Annotated in this window: 17 protein-coding genes and 1 pseudogene; 16 read left to right on the top strand and 2 right to left on the bottom strand. The window is 75.8% G+C overall.

The window, feature by feature from the left end:
* Positions 1–171: 171 nt before the first annotated feature.
* A complete protein-coding gene (locus HZS56_RS25025; protein WP_216723043.1) occupies positions 172–1,629 on the top strand; it encodes an NCS2 family permease in 1,458 nt (485 codons plus the stop codon).
* A gap of 53 nt (positions 1,630–1,682) precedes the next feature.
* Positions 1,683–2,834, top strand: a complete 1,152-nt coding sequence (locus tag HZS56_RS25020; RefSeq protein WP_216723042.1) for an XdhC family protein — start codon at positions 1,683–1,685, stop codon at positions 2,832–2,834.
* A 62-nt stretch (positions 2,835–2,896) separates the two neighbouring features.
* Here HZS56_RS25020 and HZS56_RS25015 read toward each other — a convergent pair whose 3' ends face one another.
* Positions 2,897–3,784, bottom strand: a complete 888-nt coding sequence (locus HZS56_RS25015) for an endonuclease/exonuclease/phosphatase family protein (RefSeq protein ID WP_216723041.1) — start codon at positions 3,782–3,784, stop codon at positions 2,897–2,899.
* A gap of 85 nt (positions 3,785–3,869) precedes the next feature.
* Positions 3,870–4,310, bottom strand: coding sequence for an SRPBCC family protein (locus HZS56_RS25010; protein WP_216723040.1), 441 nt, complete (start codon positions 4,308–4,310; stop codon positions 3,870–3,872).
* A gap of 179 nt (positions 4,311–4,489) precedes the next feature.
* On the opposite strand from HZS56_RS25010, the gene HZS56_RS25005 reads away from it, so the two are divergent.
* The 14 genes and pseudogenes from HZS56_RS25005 (at position 4,490) to HZS56_RS24940 (ending at position 19,786) form a co-directional block, all read left to right on the top strand.
* Entirely contained in the window at positions 4,490–5,131 is a 642-nt protein-coding gene (locus HZS56_RS25005; RefSeq protein ID WP_216723039.1) for a GntR family transcriptional regulator, read from the top strand.
* Complete coding sequence (locus HZS56_RS25000) at positions 5,128–6,366, top strand: MFS transporter (RefSeq protein WP_216723038.1); 1,239 nt, start codon at positions 5,128–5,130, stop codon at positions 6,364–6,366. The genes HZS56_RS25005 and HZS56_RS25000 overlap by 4 nt, the downstream gene beginning before the upstream one ends.
* 143 nt (positions 6,367–6,509) lie before the next feature.
* Positions 6,510–7,502 (top strand): NAD-dependent epimerase/dehydratase family protein, encoded by a 993-nt coding sequence (locus HZS56_RS24995; RefSeq protein ID WP_374201206.1) that lies wholly within the window; start codon positions 6,510–6,512, stop codon positions 7,500–7,502.
* Positions 7,503–7,664: 162 nt separating this feature from the next.
* Positions 7,665–9,305: a carbamoyltransferase family protein gene (locus tag HZS56_RS24990; protein ID WP_216723037.1), complete on the top strand. Its 1,641-nt coding sequence runs from the start codon at positions 7,665–7,667 to the stop codon at positions 9,303–9,305.
* Positions 9,302–10,342, top strand: a complete 1,041-nt coding sequence (locus HZS56_RS24985) for a glycosyltransferase (protein WP_216723036.1) — start codon at positions 9,302–9,304, stop codon at positions 10,340–10,342. The genes HZS56_RS24990 and HZS56_RS24985 overlap by 4 nt, the downstream gene beginning before the upstream one ends.
* Positions 10,339–11,352 carry a D-glycero-alpha-D-manno-heptose-1,7-bisphosphate 7-phosphatase gene (locus tag HZS56_RS39120; RefSeq protein WP_374201205.1) on the top strand — a complete coding sequence of 338 codons (1,014 nt, stop codon included), beginning with the start codon at positions 10,339–10,341 and terminating at the stop codon, positions 11,350–11,352. The genes HZS56_RS24985 and HZS56_RS39120 overlap by 4 nt, the downstream gene beginning before the upstream one ends.
* A complete protein-coding gene (locus HZS56_RS24975) occupies positions 11,349–12,338 on the top strand; it encodes a glycosyltransferase family 9 protein (protein ID WP_216723035.1) in 990 nt (329 codons plus the stop codon). The genes HZS56_RS39120 and HZS56_RS24975 overlap by 4 nt, the downstream gene beginning before the upstream one ends.
* Positions 12,335–13,285, top strand: a complete 951-nt coding sequence (locus tag HZS56_RS24970) for a glycosyltransferase (RefSeq protein ID WP_216723034.1) — start codon at positions 12,335–12,337, stop codon at positions 13,283–13,285. The genes HZS56_RS24975 and HZS56_RS24970 overlap by 4 nt, the downstream gene beginning before the upstream one ends.
* Positions 13,282–14,502, top strand: a complete 1,221-nt coding sequence (locus tag HZS56_RS24965) for a glycosyltransferase (RefSeq protein WP_216723033.1) — start codon at positions 13,282–13,284, stop codon at positions 14,500–14,502. Before HZS56_RS24970 ends, HZS56_RS24965 begins: the two co-directional genes overlap by 4 nt.
* Positions 14,499–15,107: pseudogene (locus HZS56_RS24960) on the top strand (D-sedoheptulose-7-phosphate isomerase); the annotation flags it as partial. The gene HZS56_RS24965 and the pseudogene HZS56_RS24960, both read left to right, overlap by 4 nt.
* A gap of 284 nt (positions 15,108–15,391) precedes the next feature.
* Positions 15,392–16,774 carry a D-glycero-beta-D-manno-heptose 1-phosphate adenylyltransferase gene (rfaE2, locus tag HZS56_RS24955; protein WP_216723032.1) on the top strand — a complete coding sequence of 461 codons (1,383 nt, stop codon included), beginning with the start codon at positions 15,392–15,394 and terminating at the stop codon, positions 16,772–16,774.
* Positions 16,771–17,862 carry a glycosyltransferase family 9 protein gene (locus tag HZS56_RS24950; RefSeq protein WP_216723031.1) on the top strand — a complete coding sequence of 364 codons (1,092 nt, stop codon included), beginning with the start codon at positions 16,771–16,773 and terminating at the stop codon, positions 17,860–17,862. Before rfaE2 ends, HZS56_RS24950 begins: the two co-directional genes overlap by 4 nt.
* Positions 17,859–18,893, top strand: a complete 1,035-nt coding sequence (locus tag HZS56_RS24945) for a glycosyltransferase family 2 protein (RefSeq protein ID WP_216723030.1) — start codon at positions 17,859–17,861, stop codon at positions 18,891–18,893. Before HZS56_RS24950 ends, HZS56_RS24945 begins: the two co-directional genes overlap by 4 nt.
* Positions 18,890–19,786 (top strand): glycosyltransferase family 2 protein, encoded by an 897-nt coding sequence (locus HZS56_RS24940; RefSeq protein ID WP_216723029.1) that lies wholly within the window; start codon positions 18,890–18,892, stop codon positions 19,784–19,786. Before HZS56_RS24945 ends, HZS56_RS24940 begins: the two co-directional genes overlap by 4 nt.
* The last annotated feature ends 16 nt before the right edge of the window (positions 19,787–19,802 follow it).

The following is a 19,802-nucleotide window of genomic DNA, read 5'->3' as shown; positions in this document are numbered from 1 at the left end:
CCGAAACCCCGGTACCGGAGACCCCGGCATCGAACACCCGGCACCGAACACCGGCGCCGGAAACCCCAAGGTGCAGTACCGGGCCGTCCCCCGAGCTGACACCTCCCAAATCCCGGCCCCTTCGCCGAAGGCAGAGGCACGGGTGCCCCTATGAACCTTGGGAGACGGCCCATGACCCAGCAGTCAGTGGAGCCCGGGACCACCGCCGAGGACGCGGGCGCGGGTTCCCGCGTTCCCGCCGGACGGTCCTGGCTCGACCGGTACTTTCACATCACCCACCGAGGCTCCACCGTCGCGCGCGAGGTGCGCGGCGGCATCACCACCTTCATGGCGATGGCCTACATCGTCCTCCTGAACCCCGTGATCCTGTCCGGCAAGGACGCCGCGGGGGACACCCTGGGCCAGAAGGCCCTGATCACCGCGACGGCGCTGGCCGCGGCGGTCACCACGCTCCTGATGGGCTTCGTCGGCAGGGTGCCGCTGGCCCTGGCCGCCGGACTCTCGGTCTCCGGTGTGATCGCCGGCCAGGTCGTCCCCCAGCTGACCTGGCCGCAGGCCATGGGCATGTGTGTGATGTACGGCGTGGTGATCATGCTGCTCGTGGTCACCGGGCTGCGCGAGATGATCATGAACGCGATACCGCTCGCGCTCAAGCACGCCATCACCATGGGAATCGGCCTGTTCATCGCCATCATCGGCCTGGTCAAGGGCGGTTTCGTCCACCCGGGCGAGGCCACCCCGCTCACCCTCGGCCCCGCCGGTGAACTCGCCGGCTGGCCGGTGCTGCTCTTCGCCGGCACCCTGCTGCTGATCTTCATGCTCCAGGCGCGCAACACGCCCGGCGCCATCCTGATCGGCATCGTCACCGGCACGGTCGTCGCGGCGATCCTGAACGCCACCGGGGTCATCGACCCCAAGCAGTGGGCCAACGGCGCCCCCGAACTGCACGGCAGCGCGGTCTCCATGCCCGACTTCTCGCTCTTCGGCAACCTGGAGTTCGGCGGCTGGGGCGAGGTCGGCGCGATGACGGTCGGCATGATCGTCTTCACCCTCGTCCTGGCCGGGTTCTTCGACGCGATGGCCACCATCATCGGCGTCGGCACCGAGGCGAAGCTCGCCGACGACAAGGGCCGGATGCCGGGCCTGTCGAAGGCCCTGTTCATCGACGGCGCCGGCGGCGCGATCGGCGGCGTCGCGGGCGGCTCGGGACAGACCGTGTTCGTCGAGTCCGCGACCGGCGTCGGCGAGGGCGCCCGCACCGGGCTCGCCTCGGTCGTCACCGGCGCGTTCTTCGCGGCCTGCCTCTTCTTCACGCCGATCACCGCGATCGTGCCGCAGGAGGTGGCGTCCGCGGCGCTGGTCGTCATCGGCGCCATGATGATGACGAACGCCCGGCACGTGGACTGGGCCGACCGGGCCACCGCGATCCCGGTCTTCCTGACCGTCGTCCTCATGCCGTTCACGTACTCCATCACGGCGGGCGTCGCCGCCGGTGTCATCTCCTACGTCGCCATCAAGACCGCCCAGGGCAGGCCCCGCGAGGTCGGCGCGTTCATGTGGGCCCTGACGGCGGTCTTCGTCGTCTACTTCGCCCTCAACCCGATCGAGAGCTGGCTGGGCGTGCACTAGCCGCCGCGACGGGAACCCTTCACACACCCCCCTTGTCACAGGAGGACCGACAGATGCTGGACATCGCCGAAGAACTCAGCCGGTGGGTCGAGCAGGGACGCGACTTCGCCGTGGCCACCGTCGTGGCCGTCAGCGGCAGCGCGCCCCGCCCGCCCGGCGCCGCCCTCGCGGTGAACGCCGACGGCACGGCGATCGGCTCGGTCTCCGGCGGCTGTGTGGAGGGGGCCGTGTACGAGCTGTGCCGGCAGGCGCTCCAGGACGGCGAAACCGTCGTCGAGCGCTTCGGCTACAGCGACGAGGACGCCTTCGCCGTCGGCCTGACCTGCGGCGGGATCCTCGACGTCATGGTCACGCCGGTGCGGGCGGCCGACCCCGCCCGCCCGGCGCTGGCCGCCGCGCTCGCCGCCGCCGCGCACGGCCGGGCGGCCGCGGTGGCCCGGATCGTGCGCGGACCGGCGGAACTGACCGGCCGCGCGCTCGTCGTCCACCCGGACGGCACCCGCACGGGCGGCTTCGGCGCCCACCCGGAACTGGACCGCACGGTGGCCGCCGAGGCGGGCGCCTTCCTGGACGCCGGCCGCACCGGCACCCTGGGGATCGGCGAACAGGGCTCGCGCTGCGGAGCGCCCCTCACCCTGCTCGTCGAGTCCTCCGTACCGCCGCCCCGCATGATCGTCTTCGGTGCCGTCGACTTCGCCTCGGCACTGGTACGGGCCGGGAAGTTCCTCGGCCACCACGTCACGGTGTGCGACGCCCGCCCCGTCTTCGCGACCCCGGCCCGCTTCCCGGACGCGGACGAGATCGTCGTCGAGTGGCCCCACGAGTACCTGCGGCGCACCGCGACCGACGCGCGCACCGTGCTGTGCGTCCTGACCCACGACGCCAAGTTCGACATCCCGCTGCTGCAGCTGGCGCTGCGGCTGCCGGTGGCGTACGTCGGGGCGATGGGCTCCCGCCGCACCCACCTGGACCGCAACGCCCGTCTGCGCGAGGCGGGCGTCAGCGACCTGGAGCTGGCCCGCCTCAGGTCGCCCATCGGCCTCGACCTGGGCGCCCGTACTCCGGAGGAGACGGCGCTGTCCATCGCCGCCGAGATCGTCGCCGTCCGGCGCGGCGGCACGGGCGCCTCCCTGACCGGCGCCCACACCCCCATCCACCACGACGGCCCCACGACACCGGCCGGGCGGCTCGGCTCGGTGGCCTGAGCGCCGTACCGCTGACGCCGCCACTGCCACCGCCACCGCCACTGCCACCGCTATCGCTATCGCTATCGCTGCCGCGGGCCGGGTCCGGTCCGCGGCAGCGACAGCTCCGCGAGTACCGGCCGGTGGTCCGAGGCGACGGCCTCCTCCGGCACGGAGACGCCGCGCACCCGCACCCCCTCGCCCACGGCGACGTAGTCGATCCGCTTCACGGGTTCGGCGGCCGGATAGGTGCCCGGGGCGCCCGCACCGGCGTCGCGCAGCTCCTTCCACAGCGGGCCCAGCTCCGGCGCCGGGGGCTCGGCGTTGAAGTCGCCCAGCAGGACCTGGCGCGCCCCCGGCAGCGCCGCCCGCTCCCGCGCCATGATCCGGCGGGTGTCGGCGACCTGCGCGACGCGGACCGCCGGGTCCGCCCGGTAGTCGAGGTGCGTCACGAAGACCTGCACCGGCACGCCCCGCACCGCGAGCGTCACCTCCCCGAACCCGGGCGCCGGTGCCGGCACCGGATCCTCGTCCTGCGTGGACAGGCGCGTGATCTCGTGGTTCGCCGCCGCACGCACCGGGAAGCGGGACAGCACCGCCACGCCGTACTCGCGCCGCGGGCCCTGCGCCGTCACCGGGTCGAGGCTATAGATCGGCGCGAACGACACCCGCATGTGGAGGCGCCGCGCCAGTTCCCCGGCGACGTCGAGGTCGTGGCTGCGCGCGCCCCAGTGCACGTCGACCTCCTGGAGGCCGATCACGTCGGCGTCCAGGGCGCGCAGCGCGGCGGCCTGCCGGCCGAGGTCGAAGACGCCGTCCGAACCCGTGCCGGCGTGGATGTTGTAGGTGGCGACACGGAGCGGGACCGAGGGGCGGTTCTGGCCCGCGGCAGCGGGCGGTGCCGCCACGGCGAGGGTCAACACGGCTCCGGTGACGGACAGTTGCACGAGGACGCGCGCTCTGACAGACATGCCGGCACGGTACGCGGGAAACGGCCGCGCACAGGTGCGCGGCGCGAACCGGCCTCTGGAGATTGCCCCGTTCGCAACCCGTTGTTCAGGGCTGCCGCAGCAGATGGTTGACGGCGCGTCCGAAGACGTACCGCCCGGAGCGCCCGAGGACGCCGTCGAAGGCGGCGGGCAGGAGCGGGACGTCCAGTTCCTCGCGCCACTCGACGCGGGCGCGTCCGCCGGGCCCTGGCCGTACCTCGATCTCGGCCCAGCCCCGCACGACCCGGCCGCGCTTCTCCAGCCGGCACAGACCGGGGGTGTCGTCCAGCGGCGGCTGCCAGACGGTCACCTCCATGCGGTCGTCGAAGGCGAGCGGACCGGCACCGGTGCGGGCGACGACCACCGTGCCCCGGCCCGAGGGCCCCGGCGGGTCGGCGAAGACCCGGGTCAGCGGCACGGTGTCGCCGTGCCGCTCCCAGCGGGTGAGGCGGCGCCAGGCCTCGTCCGGGGAGAGCGGGGCGGTGCGTTCGAGCGAGAAGGTGGCCACCGGACGATCGTAGGCAACCGGCCCGTCGGCCGGCCGGCCGGCAAGGACCGTGTCGCCGGCAGCCGGCAGCCGGCAGCCGGCTGCTGACGGCGGCCGGCCGGCGACGCCCGGCGCATGGCCGGAGGCCGACCTCCCCTCTCATGCATGCAAGCATGCATGCATCGGCTAGGATGCCTCGCATGCCAGTCAGGACCACGCAGACGGCGGCCGAGCGCGCCTACACGCACACCAAGCACCGGATCATCCGAGGCGACCTCGCGGGAGGGGACCGGCTCAGCGAGGGCCAGATCTGCAGCGAACTGCAACTGAGCCGGACCCCCGTGCACGAGGCGTTCCTCCGGTTGGAGGCCGAGCGGCTCATCAAGCTCTCCTCGCGGCAGGGCGCCACGGTGACCCCGATCCCGCTGAGCGAGGCCGCCGACGTCCTGGAGATGCGCGACGTCCTGGAGCGCACCGCCGCCGCGCGGATCGCGGCACGCCGGCGGGACCCGGCCGAGGTGGCGGCGGCGCTGAGTGATTCACTGCGGCGCCAGGAGGCGGCCATGGCCGCGGGAGAGGTCGGCGCCTTCGTCGAGGCCGACGCGGACTTCCACGCCGCGGTGATCGACCTGGCCGGCAACCCGATCGCCGCGCACTTCTTCGAGCTGCTGCGCGACCGGCAGCTCCGGCTCGCCTACGTGGTGCTGACCAGCACCGATCTCGCCCAGGCCGAGGCGCTCGGCGACCACCGCGAACTCGCCGCCCGCCTGGGTGCGCACGACGCCGCCGGGTACGGCGCGGTGCTCGACCGCCACCTCGCCCGCCACCAGGGGCTGCTGTGAACGCGGCGGTGGCCCCGCCCGCGGCGCCGGCCGCCACCCGAGCCCGGCCCTGGGCGTCGGTGTTCGCCGTCATGTTCTTCAGCACCTGGGCCGGCAACCAGTTCAGCCCGCTGCTGCTGCTCTACCAGGAGCGGCAGCACTACTCCACGACCGCGGTCAACGGCTTCCTCGGTGTCTACGTACTCGGCCTGGTGCCCGCGTTCCTGCTCAGCGGCGCGCTGAGCGACCGGTACGGCCGGCGCCCGCTGATGTTCGCCGGCGTCCTCGCCGCCGTGGCCACCAGCGCGGCCCTCGCCTTCGGCGAAGCCGGGCCCCTGGTGATCTGCCTGGGACGCTTCCTGGCCGGAGTCGCGGTCGGCACGGCCACCTGCGTCGGCACCAGCTGGCTGAAGGAGCTCTCCCAGCCGCCCTACGACCTCCGCGCCGACCCGGGCGCGGGGGCGCGCCGTGCCGCCCTGTCCTTCTCCCTCGGCTCGGCCACCGGCGCCGTCGTCGCCGGGCTGATAGCCCAGTGGGGGCCGTGGCCCGAGCAACTGCCGTTCGTGCTCCACATCCTCCTCACGCTGCCGTTCGCGTGGCTGGTGCTGCGGGCGCCCGAGACGGGACTGACCGGGGGAGTGCCGGGTCCGCTGCGCAACCAGCTCCGGGTTCCTGCCGCCGGGCACCGCCGGTTCACCCGTGTCGTGGTCGTCGTCGCGCCCTGGATCTTCGCGTCGGCCGCCCTCGGCTACGGCTACCTGCCGGTCCTGCTGGCGCCCGCCACCGCCGGGCTCGGCATCGCCTACGCGACGCTGCTCACCGCCGTCGCCCTCGGCGCCTCGGCGCTCGTCCAGCCCTGGGCCAAGCGCCTCGACTCGCGCGACAGCGCCCGGGGCCTGCTGACCGGACTCGCGGTCATCACGGCCGGGATCGCGCTGGTGGCAGTCGCCGACCAGGCGCAATCCTGGGTCCTGGGCATTCTGGCCGCCGCGGTCTCCGGCTCGGGCATGGGCGTCGGCATGGTGTCCGGAGTCCTGGAGGTCCAGCGGATCGCCCGCCCGGCCGACCTGGCGGGGCTCACCGGAGTGTTCTACGCGATCGCCTACAGCGGTTTCCTGCTGCCCACGGGTCTCGCCGCGGTCGCCGGTCACGGCGGCCCGTCGGTTCCCCTGCTCCTCGTGGCGGTCACCGCCGTCGCCGCGGCGTGCGGCTGCGTCGTCCTGCGCTCCTACCGACGGCACCTGCCCATGCGCTGATGCCGACGCACCTGCCCGTGCGCTGAGCGCTTCAGCGGCGGCAGCGACCGGCCGTCGTGTCGAATGCGCGTTCGGGGTAGGGGAGGGGTTCGCCGGGTTACTCAGCCGACACGTCACTCGACGGCAAGAGCGAGGAGGACCCCGTGAGCGAGAGCCCTGAGGGCATGCGTCCCGTGACCGCAGGCGCCTGGCGCCGGGCCCTGGTGACCGGCGGAGCCGGGTTCGTGGGGTCCCACCTGTGCGGCCGTCTGCTCGGCTCCGGCACCGACGTCGTCTGCCTCGACAACCTGGCCACCGGCTCCCGCGCCAACGTGGCCGACCTGGAACGGCGGCGCGGCTTCCGGTTCGTCCGCGCCGACGCCACCGACCCCAGGGCGCTGCGCGGCCTGCCCGGCCGGTTCGACCTCGTGCTGCACTTCGCGTGCCCCGCCTCGCCCGTCGACTACCTGCGACTGCCCCTGGAGACCCTCGACGTGGGCAGCACCGGCACCCGCAACGCGCTCGAGCGCGCCCACGCCGACGGCGCCCGCTTCCTGCTCGCCTCCACGTCCGAGGTCTACGGCGACCCGCTGGAGCACCCGCAGCACGAGACCTACTGGGGCAACGTCAACCCGATCGGTCCGCGCAGCGTGTACGACGAGTCCAAGCGCTTCGCCGAGGCCCTGGTCACCGCCCACCGCCAGGTGCACGGCACCGACGCCGCCATCGTCCGCATCTTCAACACCTACGGGCCCCGCATGCGCACCGGTGACGGCCGCGCCGTACCCACCTTCATCGCGCAGGCCCTGGACGGCATGCCCCTCACCGTCGCCGGGGACGGCGGCCAGACCCGCTCCCTGTGCTACGTCGACGACACCGTGCGGGGCGTCCTGGCGCTCGCCGCGTCCGGCGAGAGCGGGCCCGTGAACATCGGCGGCGCCGACGAGATCACCGTGCTGGAACTCGCCCGCCGGATCGTCGAGCTCACCGGCTCCGGCTCCCGCATCCGCTTCGTCGAACGCCCCGTCGACGACCCGGCCCGGCGCAGGCCCGACACCGGCCTGGCCCGGGAGCGGCTGGGCTGGCGGCCCGAGGTGAGCTGGAACGAGGGGCTGGAGCGGACTATCGGCTGGTTCGCGCACGCCGTCGCCGCCTGACCCGGAACCTGACCCGGAACCTGTACCGGAACCTGACCCGGAAGAGGGGCCGAAAAAGTCACTTACGGTGACAAATCCTCCCTTGTCAGGAACTGGCCTGTCTCCAAGTGTTTGAGGCAGCCGGGCCGCGGCACCCGCGACGCCGAGAGAGGAGCACACCCCATGCGCATCCTTGGTATCAACGCACTGTTCCACGACCCGGCCGCCGCGCTCGTCGTCGACGGCCGGACCGTTGCGGCCGCCGAGGAAGAACGCTTCAGCCGGCGCAAGCACGGAAAGCGCCCGGTGCCCTTCTCCGCCTGGGAAATGCCGGAACTGTCGGCACGCTGGTGCCTGGAGCACGCCGGAATCCGGCCCGAGGAACTGGACGCCGTCGCCTACTCCTTCGATCCCAGGCTCGCCCGCCCGGCCCGCGACATGGGCCTGGACGACCCGTGGGACCCGCTGCGGCTCGAGTACGCCCGCCGGGCCCCCGAGTTCCTGGCCGAAGCACTGCCCGGACTCGACCCCGACCAGGTCGTCTCCGTCCCCCACCACGTCGCGCACGCCGCCTCCGCCGGACCGGCCTCGCCCCACCCCGACAACGACGTCCTCGTCCTCGACGGACGCGGCGAGTGCGCCTCCCACCTGGCCGGACGCTACCGCGACGGCAAACTCGACACCCTCGCCACCCAGGCACTGCCGCACTCGCTGGGCCTCGTCTACGAGGAACTGACCGAGCACCTGGGCTTCCTGCGCAGCAGCGACGAGTACAAGGTGATGGCCCTCGCCTCCTACGGCACCCCCCGCCACCTCGACCGGCTGCGCGAGCACATCCACGCCACCGGCGACGGCGGCTTCCGCGCCCACGGCGTCGACTGGGCCGCCCTGGCACCGCCCCGCGCGGGGGGCGAGGACTGGACGCGGGACCACGCCGACCTGGCCGCGAGCACCCAGGCCGTCCTGGAGGAACTGCTCCTCGAACTCGTCCACTGGCTGCACGGCGAGGCCCAGGGAGAGGCCCTCACCATGGCGGGCGGCGTCGCGCTGAACTGCGTCGCCAACTCGAAGATCGCCGCGCGCGGCCCCTACCGGCACGTGTGGGTGCAGCCCGCCGCTGGTGACGCCGGCACCGCCCTCGGCGGCGCCCTGCACCTGGCCGCCGCGCAGGAGGGCACCGCTCCCGAGCCCCTGCCCGGCGCCGACCTCGGCCGCGGCTGGAGCGACGACGAGATCCGCGCCTGGCTGGAGACGGCCGCGATCCCCTACGAGGAACCGGACGACATCGCCGAGACCGTCGCCGGGGAACTCGCCCGGGACGGCATCGTCGCCTGGTTCCAGGGCCGCAGCGAGTTCGGGCCGCGCGCCCTCGGGCACCGCTCCCTGATGGCCCACCCCGGCCGCGCGGAGAACCTGGAACGCCTCAACCACGTCAAGGGCCGCGAGGAGTTCCGCCCCGTCGCGCCGATGGTGCTCGCCGACCGCGCCCCCGACATCTTCACCGGTCCGGTCCCGAGCCCGTACATGCTCTTCGTGCACGACGTCGCCGCCGCCTGGCGCGACCGCATCCCGGCCGTCGTCCACGTCGACGGCACCGCCCGCATCCAGACCGTCGAGGAGCGCCGCGAGCCGCTCGTCGCCCGGATGCTGGCCGCCTTCGAACGCCGCACCGGGCTGCCCGTCGTCGTCAACACCAGCCTCAACACCGCGGGCCGGCCCATGGTCGACGACCCGCGCGACGCCCTGGAGTGCTTCGGTTCCGCGCCCGTCGACCTGCTGGCCATCGGCCCCTTCGCGGTGCGCCGGGGACGGATGTTCGCGTGACCGCCGCGGCCGGGACCGGCGGTACCGGGACGGGGTCGGGATACGCCGTCGTCGTCCCCACCCTCGTGCGCGACACGCTGGCCGACTGCCTGGCCGCGCTCGCCGCCGCGACCGGCCCGGACCCGGACGAGATCGTGCTCGTCGACGACCGGCCCGGGTCCGACGCCGACCCCGGCGCACTCGAGCACCCCCTGAGCGTCCTCGGCGACCTGCGCGAGCGCACGGTGGTGCTGCGCAGCGGGGGCCGCGGCCCCGCCGCCGCCCGCAACACCGGCATCCAGGCCGTCGGCTCGCCCTGGACCGCGTTCCTCGACGACGACGTCCAGGTCGGCCCGCACTGGTGCGACCAGCTGGTGCAGGACCTCGCCGAGGCGGCCCCCGACACCGGGGCCGTGCAGGGCGTGATCGCCGTGCCGCTGCCGGGAGAGCGCCGCCCCACCGACTGGGAGCGCGGCACCGCGGGCCTCGCCCGGGCCCGGTGGATCACCGCCGACATGGCCTACCGCACCGACGTGCTCAAACAGGTCGCCGGCTTCGACGAACGCTTCACCCGCGCCTTCCGCGAGGACGCCGACCTCGCGCTGCGGGTCCTCGACGCGGGCTGGCGCATCCGGCGCGGCCGCCGCACCACCCGCCACCCCGTACGCCCCGCCGCCCGCTGGGTCTCCCTGAAGCAGCAGCGCGGCAACGCCGACGACGCCCTGATGCGGCGGCTGCACGGCCCCGACTGGTGGGCCAAGGCGGTCGCCCCCCGGGGCCGGATCCGGCGCCACGCGGCGATCACCGCGGCCGGCGCCGCCGCCCTCGCCCTCGCCGCGGCCGGACGCCCCCGGGCCGCCGCCCTCGCCGGGGCCGGCTGGGCCGCGGGCACCGCCGAGTTCGCCTGGGCCCGCATCGCCCCCGGGCCGCGCACCCGGCACGAGGTCACGACCATGCTGGTCACCAGCGCGCTCATCCCGCCCGCCGCCACCTGGCACCGGCTCAGCGGCCTGTGGCGCCACCGCGCCGCCCCCGCCTGGCGGGAGGTGGCCGCATGAACACCGCCGGGCAGGTCAGGGCCGTCCTCTTCGACCGCGACGGCACCCTCGTCCACGACGTCCCGTACAACGGCGACCCCGCCCGCGTACGGCCCGTCGACGGCGCCCGCGAGGCGGTGGCCCTGCTGCGCGCCCGGGGCGTCCGCGTCGGCGTCGTCACCAACCAGTCCGGCGTCGCCCGCGGCCTCATCAGCGCCACCGACGTCCAGCGCGTCAACCGGCGGATCGACGACCTCGTCGGCCCCTTCGACGTCTGGGCCATCTGCCCGCACGGTCCCGACGACGGCTGCCACTGCCGCAAGCCGCGGCCCGGCCTGGTCCTGTGGGCCGCGGGCCGCCTGTGCACCGACCCCGCCGACTGCGCGGTCGTCGGCGACATCGGCGCCGACACGGAGGCCGCCGCCCGCGCCGGCGCCCACGGCATCCTCGTCCCCAACGCCCGCACCCGCCCCGAGGAGACGGAGGCGGCCGCCCACACGGCACCCGACCTCCTGACGGCCGTACGGTCGCTGCTCGACGGCCCGCCCGGCGGTGGCTCGTCCGACGGCGGCAGGCCCGACGGGGGCCTGTCCGGTGACGGCTCGTCCGGCGTCGACCGGTCCCGCATCGGCTGCACCCCCCGTACTGGCCCGTCCGGTGACGGCTCGTCTCGTACCGGTCCGTTCGGTGGCGTCTGGTCCCGTGTCGGCCCGGCCGGCGACGGGTCGTCCCCTGCCGGCCCGTCGCGAGACGGTTCGTCGGGTGGCGGCTGGTCCCGTACTCGTCCGTCCGGTGACGGCTGGTCCCGTACCGGTCCGTTCGGTGGCGTCTGGTCCCGTGTCGGCCCGGCCGGCGACCCCTCGTCCACCGCCGGCCCGGCGCGCGACCGCTTGTCCCCCGTCGGCCCGTCCCCGGACGGTTCGTCCCCCGCCGGCCCGCACGAAGGCCGGGTCCGCGTCGGCGGGTGCCCCGCGGCCGCGGCCCCCGTACCGACCGGTGAAGCCCCCGACCCGTGCCGGAGGTCGTCATGAAGGCGCTCGTCACCCGGCTCGACAGCTTCGGCGACGTGCTGCTCGCCGGACCCGCCGTGCGCGCCGTCGCCGCCCGCGCCGACCACGTCACCCTGCTGTGCGGCACCCGCGGCGCGCCCGCCGCCCGGCTGCTGCCCGGCGTCGACGAGGTACTGGTGTGGGACGCGCCGTGGGGCGGCTTCGACCCGCCCGCGGTGAACCGCGCGGACATCGACGCCCTCGCCGACCGCATCGACGCCGACACGGCGCTGATCCTCACCTCCTTCCACCAGTCCCCGCTGCCCACCGCCCTGGTCCTGCGCCTGGCCGGCGTCCGGTACATCGCCGCGGACAGCGTGGACTACCCCGGCTCCCTGCTCGACCTGCGCCACCGGCGCGATCCGCACGCCCACGAGGCCGAGGCCGCCCTCGACCTCGCCGCCGCGGCCGGGTTCCCCGGCACCGACGACGGGCGGCTGCGCGTGCACACGCCGCCGCCCGCCGACGCGCTCACCGGACCCGGCCCCTACGTCGTCCTCCACCCCGGCGCCAGCGTCCCCGCCCGCGCCTGGAGCCCCGACCGCGCCGCCGAGGCCGTGCGCGAACTCGCCGCCGCCGGACACCGGGTCCTGGTCACCGGCGGCCCCGACGAGCGCGCCCTCACCGCACACGCCGCCGGCGCGCACGGCACCGACCTCGGCGGCCGCACCGGCGCCCCCGAACTGGCCGGCGTCCTCGCGGGCGCCCGCGTCGTCGTCACCGGCAACACGGCCCCCGCCCACCTCGCCGCCGCCGTCGGCACCCCCGTCGTCTCCCTGTTCGCCCCCGTCGTCCCCGCCGAGCGCTGGCGCCCCCACGGCGTCCCCTACGTCCTGCTGGGCGACCAGGACGCACCCTGCGCCGGCAGCAGGGCCCGCGACTGCCCCGTCCCCGGCCATCCCTGCCTGAACACGGTCACGGCCACCGACGTGACCACCGCCGTCGAGAAACTGATGGGGGAGACATGAGGATCCTGATCTGGCACGTGCACGGGTCGTGGACCACGTCCTTCGTGCAGGGCCCGCACACCTACCTCGTCCCCGTCACCCCGGACCGCGGCCCCGACGGCCTCGGCCGCGCCCGCACCTGGGACTGGCCCGACTCCGTCGTCGAAGTACCGCCGGAGCGGCTGCGGGACGAGGACGTCGACCTCGTGATCCTCCAGCGCCCGCACGAACTCGACCTCGTCGACCGCTGGCTGGGCCGCCGCCCCCCGCTGGTGTACCTGGAGCACAACGCCCCCGACGGCGACGTGCCGCACACCCGCCACCCCGCCGCGGACCTCCCCGGCGTCACCCTCGTCCACGTCACCCACTTCAACCGCCTGATGTGGGACGCGGGCCGGGCCCCGACCGCCGTCGTCGAACACGGCATCGTCGACCCCGGCCACCGCTGGACCGGCGAACTGGACCGCGCCGCCGTCGTCGTCAACGAGCCCGTCCGGCGCGGCCGCACCACCGGCACGGACCTGCTCCCGGCCTTCGCACGGGCCGCCCCGCTCGACGTGTTCGGCATGCGCACCGGGCAACTGGCCGAGCACATCGGCGTCGACCCCGGCCGCTGCCGCACGCGGGACGTCCCGCAGGGCGACCTGCACACCGAACTCGCCCGCCGCCGCGTCTACGTCCACCCCGTCCGCTGGACCTCCCTCGGCCTGTCCCTGCTCGAGGCCATGCACCTGGGCATGCCCGTGGTCGCCCTCGCCACCACCGAGGTGACCGAGGCCGTGCCCCCGGGTGCCGGTGTGGTCTCCAACCGCATCGACGTACTGACCGACGCCGTACGCGACTTCCTCGCCGACCCGCTGCACGCGCGGACGGTCGGCGACGGGGCCCGTGCGGCGGCCCTGGCCCGCTACGGGCTGCCCCGCTTTCTGGACGACTGGGAGCGGCTGCTCAAGGAGGTGACCCGATGAGGATCGCCATGGTGTCCGAGCACGCGAGCCCGCTCGCCGCCCTCGGCGGCGTCGACGCCGGCGGACAGAACGTCTACGTGGCCCGCCTCACCGAGGAGTTGGCCGCCCGCGGTCACGACGTCACGGTCTACACCCGCCGGGACGCCGCCGACCTGCCCGACCGGGTGGCCCTGCCCGGCGGCGCGGTCGTCGAGCACGTCCCGGCCGGGCCGCCGCGCTCCGTCCCCAAGGACGAACTCTTCCCGCACATGCCCGCGTTCGGCGCCCACCTGGCCCGCGCCTTCGCCCGCGAGCAGCCCCACGTGGTGCACGCCCACTTCTGGATGTCCGGCATGGCCTCCCGGATCGGCGTACGCCCGCACGGCATCCCCCTCGTGCAGACCTTCCACGCCCTCGGCACCGTCAAGCGGCGCCACCAGGGCATGCGGGACACCAGCCCGTACGAGCGCATCGGCATCGAACGCCAACTCGGCCGCGGCTGCGCACGGGTCCTCGCCACCTGCACCGACGAGGTCGTGGAACTCGGCGACATGGGCGTCCCCGCCCGCCAGGTCTCCATCGTGCCCTGCGGCGTGGACGCCGAGCACTTCCACCCCGCCGCCGACACCGGCCGAACCCCCGAACGGCACCGCCGCCACCGGCTGCTGTCCTGCGGCCGGCTCGTCCCCCGCAAGGGATACGACCAGGCCGTCCGCGCCCTCGCGCACATCCCCGACGCCGAACTCCTCGTCGCGGGCGGCCCGCCCGCCGGCGCCGTGGAGGCCGAACCCGAGGCCCGGCGCCTGCTCGCCCTGGCCCGCCGCACCGGCGTCGCCGACCGGGTCCGGCTCCTCGGCGCCGTCCACCCCGACGACATGCCCGCGCTGATGCGCAGCGCCGACCTGGTGCTGTGCACCCCGGTCTACGAGCCCTTCGGCATCGTGCCGCTGGAGGCGATGGCGTGCGGCGTGCCCGTCCTCGCCACCGACGTCGGCGGCCACCGCGACTCGGTGGCCGACGGCGGCACCGGCCGCCTGGTCACCCCGCAGGACCCCGGTGCCGTCGCGGACGCCGCCCGCGAACTCCTCGCCGACGAACGGCTGCGCCGCCAGTACGGCAGGAACGGCCGCGCACGCGTCCTGCGGCACTACACCTGGGCGCGGGTCGCCGACGGCGCGGAACAGGTGTACCGCCTCACCCTCGCCGACCACCAGGTAGCGACGGAGGTCGCCTCATGACCGTGCATCCGCCCGTCGTCGGGCACTGCGACGAACTCCTGGACGCGCTGGGGGCGTTCCGCGCCTCGGCGCACACCACCCAGCGCTGGGGCGAGCGGCTCGCGGCCGTGCTGGGCGGCGGCGGCCGGCTGCTCGCCGCGGGCAACGGCGGCAGCGCCGCCCAGGCACAGCACCTGACCGCCGAACTCGTCGGCCGCTACCAGGACGACCGCCCGCCGTTCTCCGCGATCGCGCTGCACGCCGACACCTCCAGCACCACCGCCATCGCCAACGACTACGGCGTCGACGAGGTGTTCGCCCGGCAGGTCCGCGCCCACGGCCGCGCCGGCGACGTCCTGATGCTGCTGTCCACCAGCGGCGCCAGCGCCAACCTGCTGTCCGCCGCGGACGCCGCCCGCGCCGCCGGGGTCCGGGTGTGGGCGCTCACCGGCTGCGCCCCCAACCCGCTGATGGCGGGCAGCGACGAGTCCCTGTGCGTGGACGCCCCCTCGACCGCCACCGTCCAGGAGATCCACCTGGTCGCCGTCCACATGATCTGCGCGGCCTTCGACACGGCCCTGGCCCGGTCCGCTGCCGCGGGTGCGGACCGGGGGAGCGGTGCGCGCCAGAACGGCGCCCGCCAGAACGGCGTACGAGGGGGCGGTGCGCGTCAGAACGGTGCGCATCCGGACGGCGTACGTCGAGAGGGAGTACGTCGGGACGGCGTACGGCCGGACGGTGCGCCCGGTAACGGGGCCCGGGGCAGCGGCGCAACGGGCAACGGAGCGCCCGGTAACGGCACACGCGGCACCGGCACCCGTGACGACGCCCGAGGCAATGGAGCCCGGGGTGACGGCGCCCGAGGCGACGGGGTCCGAGGCGACGGCGCCCGAGGGAAGGGGACGCGGCGGTGACCCGGCGGACGGGAGGGCGGGCGCCGCTCGTCGTGGTCGGCGACGCGCTCCTCGACCGCGACCTGACCGGCTCCGCCGACCGGCTCGCCCCGGACGCGCCGGTCCCGGTCGTGTCCGAGTGCGCGGAACGCCTCCGCCCCGGAGGCGCCGCCCTCACCGCGTACCTCGCCGCCCGCGACGGCCGCGACGTCACACTGATCACCGGCGTGGGCGACGGACCGGCCGGTGCCGCCCTGCGCGAACTGCTCGCACCCTGGGTGAGGTTGATCGCACTGCCGCTCACCGGCGAGCTGCCCGAGAAGACCCGCGTCCTGGCCCAGGACCGGCCCGTCGTCCGCCTGGACCGCGGTGTCGGCCGGGCCGGTGAGGCCACGGACGAGGCCCGCGCCGCGCTGCGCTCCGCCCGGGCCGTCCTGGTATCCGACTACGGCCGGGGAGCGGCCGACGCCCTGCGCGACGTGCTCGCCGAACGCCCCCCGCTGGTCTGGGACCCGCACCCGCGCGGAGGCCCGCCGGTCCCCGGCACCCGGCTGGTGACGCCCGCCGAGAAGGAGGCCCACGCCTTCGCAGAGCACACCGCGAGGCCCTCCGGCGGCCTGCGCGCCGCCGCGCTGGACGCCGCCGCCCTGGTCCGCGACTGGCGGGTGTCCGCGGTGGCCGTGACCCTCGGACCGCGCGGCGCCCTCCTCTCCTACGGCGAGCATCCGCTGCTCGTCCCCGCACCCGCCGCCCACCACGGCGACTCCTGCGGTGCGGGCGACCGCTTCGCCGCCACCGCCGCCGGGCTGCTCGCCGACGGGGCACTGGTGGGGGAGGCCGTCGAAGGCGCGGTGCGCGCGGCGACCACGTTCGTCGCCGCGGGCGGGGCGGGAGCCCTGCCACCCGCCGAGTCCGGCCCTCCGGCCGACCCGCCGCCCGACACCGACGACCCCCGCGCCCTGGCCACCCGGGTCCGCGCCGAGCACGGCACGGTCGTCGCCGCAGGCGGCTGCTTCGACCTGCTCCACGCCGGACACGTCGGCCTCCTCCAGGCCGCCCGGCGGCTCGGCGACTGCCTGGTCGTCTGCGTCAACTCCGACGCGTCCGTCCGGCGCCGCAAGGGCGACGGACGCCCCGTCAACTCCCTGGCCGACCGGGTCCGCGTGCTGCGCGCCCTCGCCTGCGTCGATGCGGTCGCCGTCTTCGACGAGGACACCCCCGAACGCCTCCTCGGCGACCTGCGCCCCGACGTCTGGGTGAAGGGCGGCGACTACGCGGGCGCCGACCTTCCCGAGGCGGCCCTCCTCCAGGAGTGGGGCGGCCAGGCGGTCCTCCTGCCCTACCTCGACGGCCACTCCTCCACGGCCCTGCTGGCCCGCGCGGCGGAGGGCGCCCGATGACCGCCCCCCGCCCGTGCGCGGGCGGCCCGGCGACGGGCGACCCGGTGCATCCGCCGCGGAGCGTGGCGCCGGCCGGTGCCGGACGGCCGGCGGGCCGGGTGCTCGTGCTGCGGGCGCTCGGGCTCGGGGACCTGCTGGCCGGGGTGCCCGCGCTACGGGCACTGCGGCGGGCCCACCCCCGGCACGAACTGGTGCTGGCCGGGCCGGCCGGGCTGGCCCCCGTCGCCGCCGCGACCGGCGCCGTGGACCGGGTCCTGCCCGCCGAGGAACCCGGCCGCGCCGTCCCGCGTGCCCTGGACTGGACCGGACCGCCCCCGGACGTCGCCGTCGACCTGCACGGCAACGGCCCGCCCAGCCACCGCCTCCTGGCCCGCCTGCGCCCACGCAGGCTGCTGGCCTTCGCACACCCCGCCACCCCGGAGGTCGAAGGGCCGCCCTGGTACCCGGAGGAACACGAACGCGACCGCTGGTGCCGGCTGCTGCGCGCGTACGGCATCGAAGCCGACCCCGCCGACCTGCGACTGCCGCACCCGGACGCACCCTCGCCCGCCCCCGGCGCCGTCGTCCTGCACCCCGGTGCAGGCGCCCCCTCCCGGTGCTGGCCCGTGGCCCGGTACGCGGCCGTCGCCGAGGCACTGCGCGTCCGCGGACACCGGGTCGTCGTCACCGGGGGAGCGGACGAGGGGGACCTGGTGGCCCGGCTGGCCAAGCTCGCCGACCTGCCCGACACGGACGTCTTCGGCGGCGGCCCGCCCTACGAACGGCTCTCCGCCCTGGTCGCCGAAGCCCACGCCGTCGTCAGCGGCGACACCGGCATCGCCCACCTCGCCGTCGCCCACGGCACCCCCTCCGTGACCCTCTTCGGCCCCGTCCCGCCCAGCCGCTGGGGCCCGCCGCCCGATCCCCGGCACCGCGCCCTGTGGCACCCGGGCCCCGACGGCGACCCGCACGGCCACGAGACCGACCCCGCACTGCTGCGGATCACCCCCGACGAGGTCCTGGACGCACTCGACGCACTCGACGCGCTCGGCCCCCTCGACGCACCCGATGCCCCGAACCCGACCGACGCCCCGGAAGAGGCACCATGAACCACGGTGTGCACGGCACGGCGGCCCTCCGCGACCGGACCCGTCCCGACCCGGTCGGACCCGCCACCGTCGGTGTCGTCATCGCCACCCGCGACCGGTCCGCGAGCCTCGCCGTGACCGTACGGAACCTGCTCGCCCTGCCCGAGCGGCCCGAGGTCCTCGTCGTCGACAACGCCTCCACCGACGACACCCGCGCCATGCTGGCCCGCGACTTCCCGCAGGTCCGTGTCCTCGCGCTGCCGGCCAACCGGGGCGCCCTCGCCCGTACCCACGGAGTCCGCGCGCTCAGAACCCCGTACGTCGCGTTCAGCGACGACGACTCCTGGTGGGCGCCCGGCGCACTCTCCACCGCCGCCCGGCACTTCGAGCGGCATCGCCGCCTCGGCCTGCTCGCCGCCCGCACCCTCGTGGGACCCGCCGACACCGCGGACCCCCTCAACGACCTGCTCGCCCGTTCCCCGCTCGGCACGGCCACCGACCTCCCCGGCACCCAGGTGCTCGGCTTCCTCGGCTGCGCCGCCGTCGCCCGCCGCGAGGCCTACCTCGACGCCGGGGGCTACCACCCGCTGCTCTTCTTCGGCGCCGAGGAGACCCTGCTCGCCTACGACCTCGCCGCCCGCGGCTGGGGCGTCACGCACTGCCCCGACGTGACCGCCCACCACCACCCCGACCCGGGCCCCCGCACCGGCAGGTCCGCCGTCGTACGCCGCAACGAACTCCTCACCGCCTGGCTGCGCCGCCCCCTGCCGCACACGCTCGCCCGCACCCGCGCCCTCGCCGCCGAGGCCCGCCGCGACCCGTCCGCCCGGCAGGCCCTGCGCGAGACACTGCTCCGGCTGCCCGCCGCCCTGCGCGCCCGCAGACCCCTGCCCCCGCACGTGGAACGCGCCGCCCGCCTCCTGGACGAGGCCGCCGAGGCCGCCGGAGCCGACGGGGCAGCCGGAGCAACCGGAACGGCCGGGGCCGCCGAAGCCGCCGAAGGCGCCCAAGCCGACCGGCCCGCGGCGGCGACCGACGGAGCCACGCCATGACCGACACCCGGACCACCGTCGTCGTCATCACCCACAACCGGTGCCCCGAACTCCTGCACACCCTGGACCGCCTGGCCGAACTCCCGGAACGCCCCCCGGCGATCGTCACCGACAACGCCTCCACCGACGGCACGGCCGACGCCGTCGCCCGTCTCCACCCGCGGGTACGGCTCCTGCGACCGGGCCGCAACCTCGGCGCCGTGGGCCGCAACCTCGCGGTCCGCCACGTCCGCACGCCCTACGTGGCGTTCTGCGACGACGACTCCTGGTGGGGCCCGGGCTCCCTGTCCGCGGCCGCCGACCTGCTCGACCGGCACCCGGCCGTCGGCACGGTCACCGCCCGCATCATGGTCGAACCGGACGGCACCGAGGACCCGATCGTCCGGGAACTGCGCGACTCGCCCGTACCCCGCCCCGACTGGCTCCCCGGACCGGCGCTCGGTTCCTTCCTCGCCGCCGCGACCGTGCTGCGCACCGACGCCTTCCGCGCCGCGGGCGGCTTCCACCCCCGGCTGTGGCTGGGCGGTGAGGAGGAGCTGCTCGCGGCCGACCTGGCGGCGAACGGCTGGTGGCTGACGTACGCCGACCACCTGACCATCCACCACCGGCCGTCCCGGGTGCGGGACGCGACCCTGCGGCGGGCGCACGGGATCCGCAACACCCTGTGGTTCACCTGGCTGCGCCGTCCCGCCGGTCCCGCCCTGCGCCGTACCCTCCACCTGGCCCGCACCGTCCCCCGCGACGCCGCGTCGCTGCGCGCCTTCGCCGAGGCGACGGCCGCCCTGCCGTGGGTGCTGCGCGAACGCCGGGTGCTGCCGCCGGAGGTCGAGGCCCGCCTGCGCTCACTGGAGCCGGCCCAGCGCGACTCGACGGCCCGCAGCTACACCGGCTGAGCGGGCATCTGCACCG

Source organism: Streptomyces mayonensis (genome assembly GCF_018982965.1).
Taxonomy (GTDB): Bacteria; Actinomycetota; Actinomycetes; order Streptomycetales; family Streptomycetaceae; genus Streptomyces; species Streptomyces mayonensis.
This window is presented reverse-complemented; position numbering and strand designations above follow the sequence as displayed.

What these genes read in the sequence shown, in the direction of transcription:
- HZS56_RS25015 (WP_216723041.1), bottom strand. Translation starts at nt 3,784, where the DNA reads ATGTCTGTCAGAGCGCGCGTCCTCGTGCAACTGTCCGTCACCGGAGCC.
- HZS56_RS25020 (WP_216723042.1), top strand. Translation starts at nt 1,683, where the DNA reads ATGCTGGACATCGCCGAAGAACTCAGCCGGTGGGTCGAGCAGGGACGC.
- HZS56_RS24975 (WP_216723035.1), top strand. Translation starts at nt 11,349, where the DNA reads ATGAAGGCGCTCGTCACCCGGCTCGACAGCTTCGGCGACGTGCTGCTC.
- HZS56_RS24945 (WP_216723030.1), top strand. Translation starts at nt 17,859, where the DNA reads ATGAACCACGGTGTGCACGGCACGGCGGCCCTCCGCGACCGGACCCGT.
- HZS56_RS24970 (WP_216723034.1), top strand. Translation starts at nt 12,335, where the DNA reads ATGAGGATCCTGATCTGGCACGTGCACGGGTCGTGGACCACGTCCTTC.
- HZS56_RS24950 (WP_216723031.1), top strand. Translation starts at nt 16,771, where the DNA reads ATGACCGCCCCCCGCCCGTGCGCGGGCGGCCCGGCGACGGGCGACCCG.
- HZS56_RS24940 (WP_216723029.1), top strand. Translation starts at nt 18,890, where the DNA reads ATGACCGACACCCGGACCACCGTCGTCGTCATCACCCACAACCGGTGC.
- HZS56_RS25025 (WP_216723043.1), top strand. Translation starts at nt 172, where the DNA reads ATGACCCAGCAGTCAGTGGAGCCCGGGACCACCGCCGAGGACGCGGGC.
- HZS56_RS24990 (WP_216723037.1), top strand. Translation starts at nt 7,665, where the DNA reads ATGCGCATCCTTGGTATCAACGCACTGTTCCACGACCCGGCCGCCGCG.
- HZS56_RS39120 (WP_374201205.1), top strand. Translation starts at nt 10,339, where the DNA reads ATGAACACCGCCGGGCAGGTCAGGGCCGTCCTCTTCGACCGCGACGGC.
- HZS56_RS24965 (WP_216723033.1), top strand. Translation starts at nt 13,282, where the DNA reads ATGAGGATCGCCATGGTGTCCGAGCACGCGAGCCCGCTCGCCGCCCTC.
- HZS56_RS25005 (WP_216723039.1), top strand. Translation starts at nt 4,490, where the DNA reads ATGCCAGTCAGGACCACGCAGACGGCGGCCGAGCGCGCCTACACGCAC.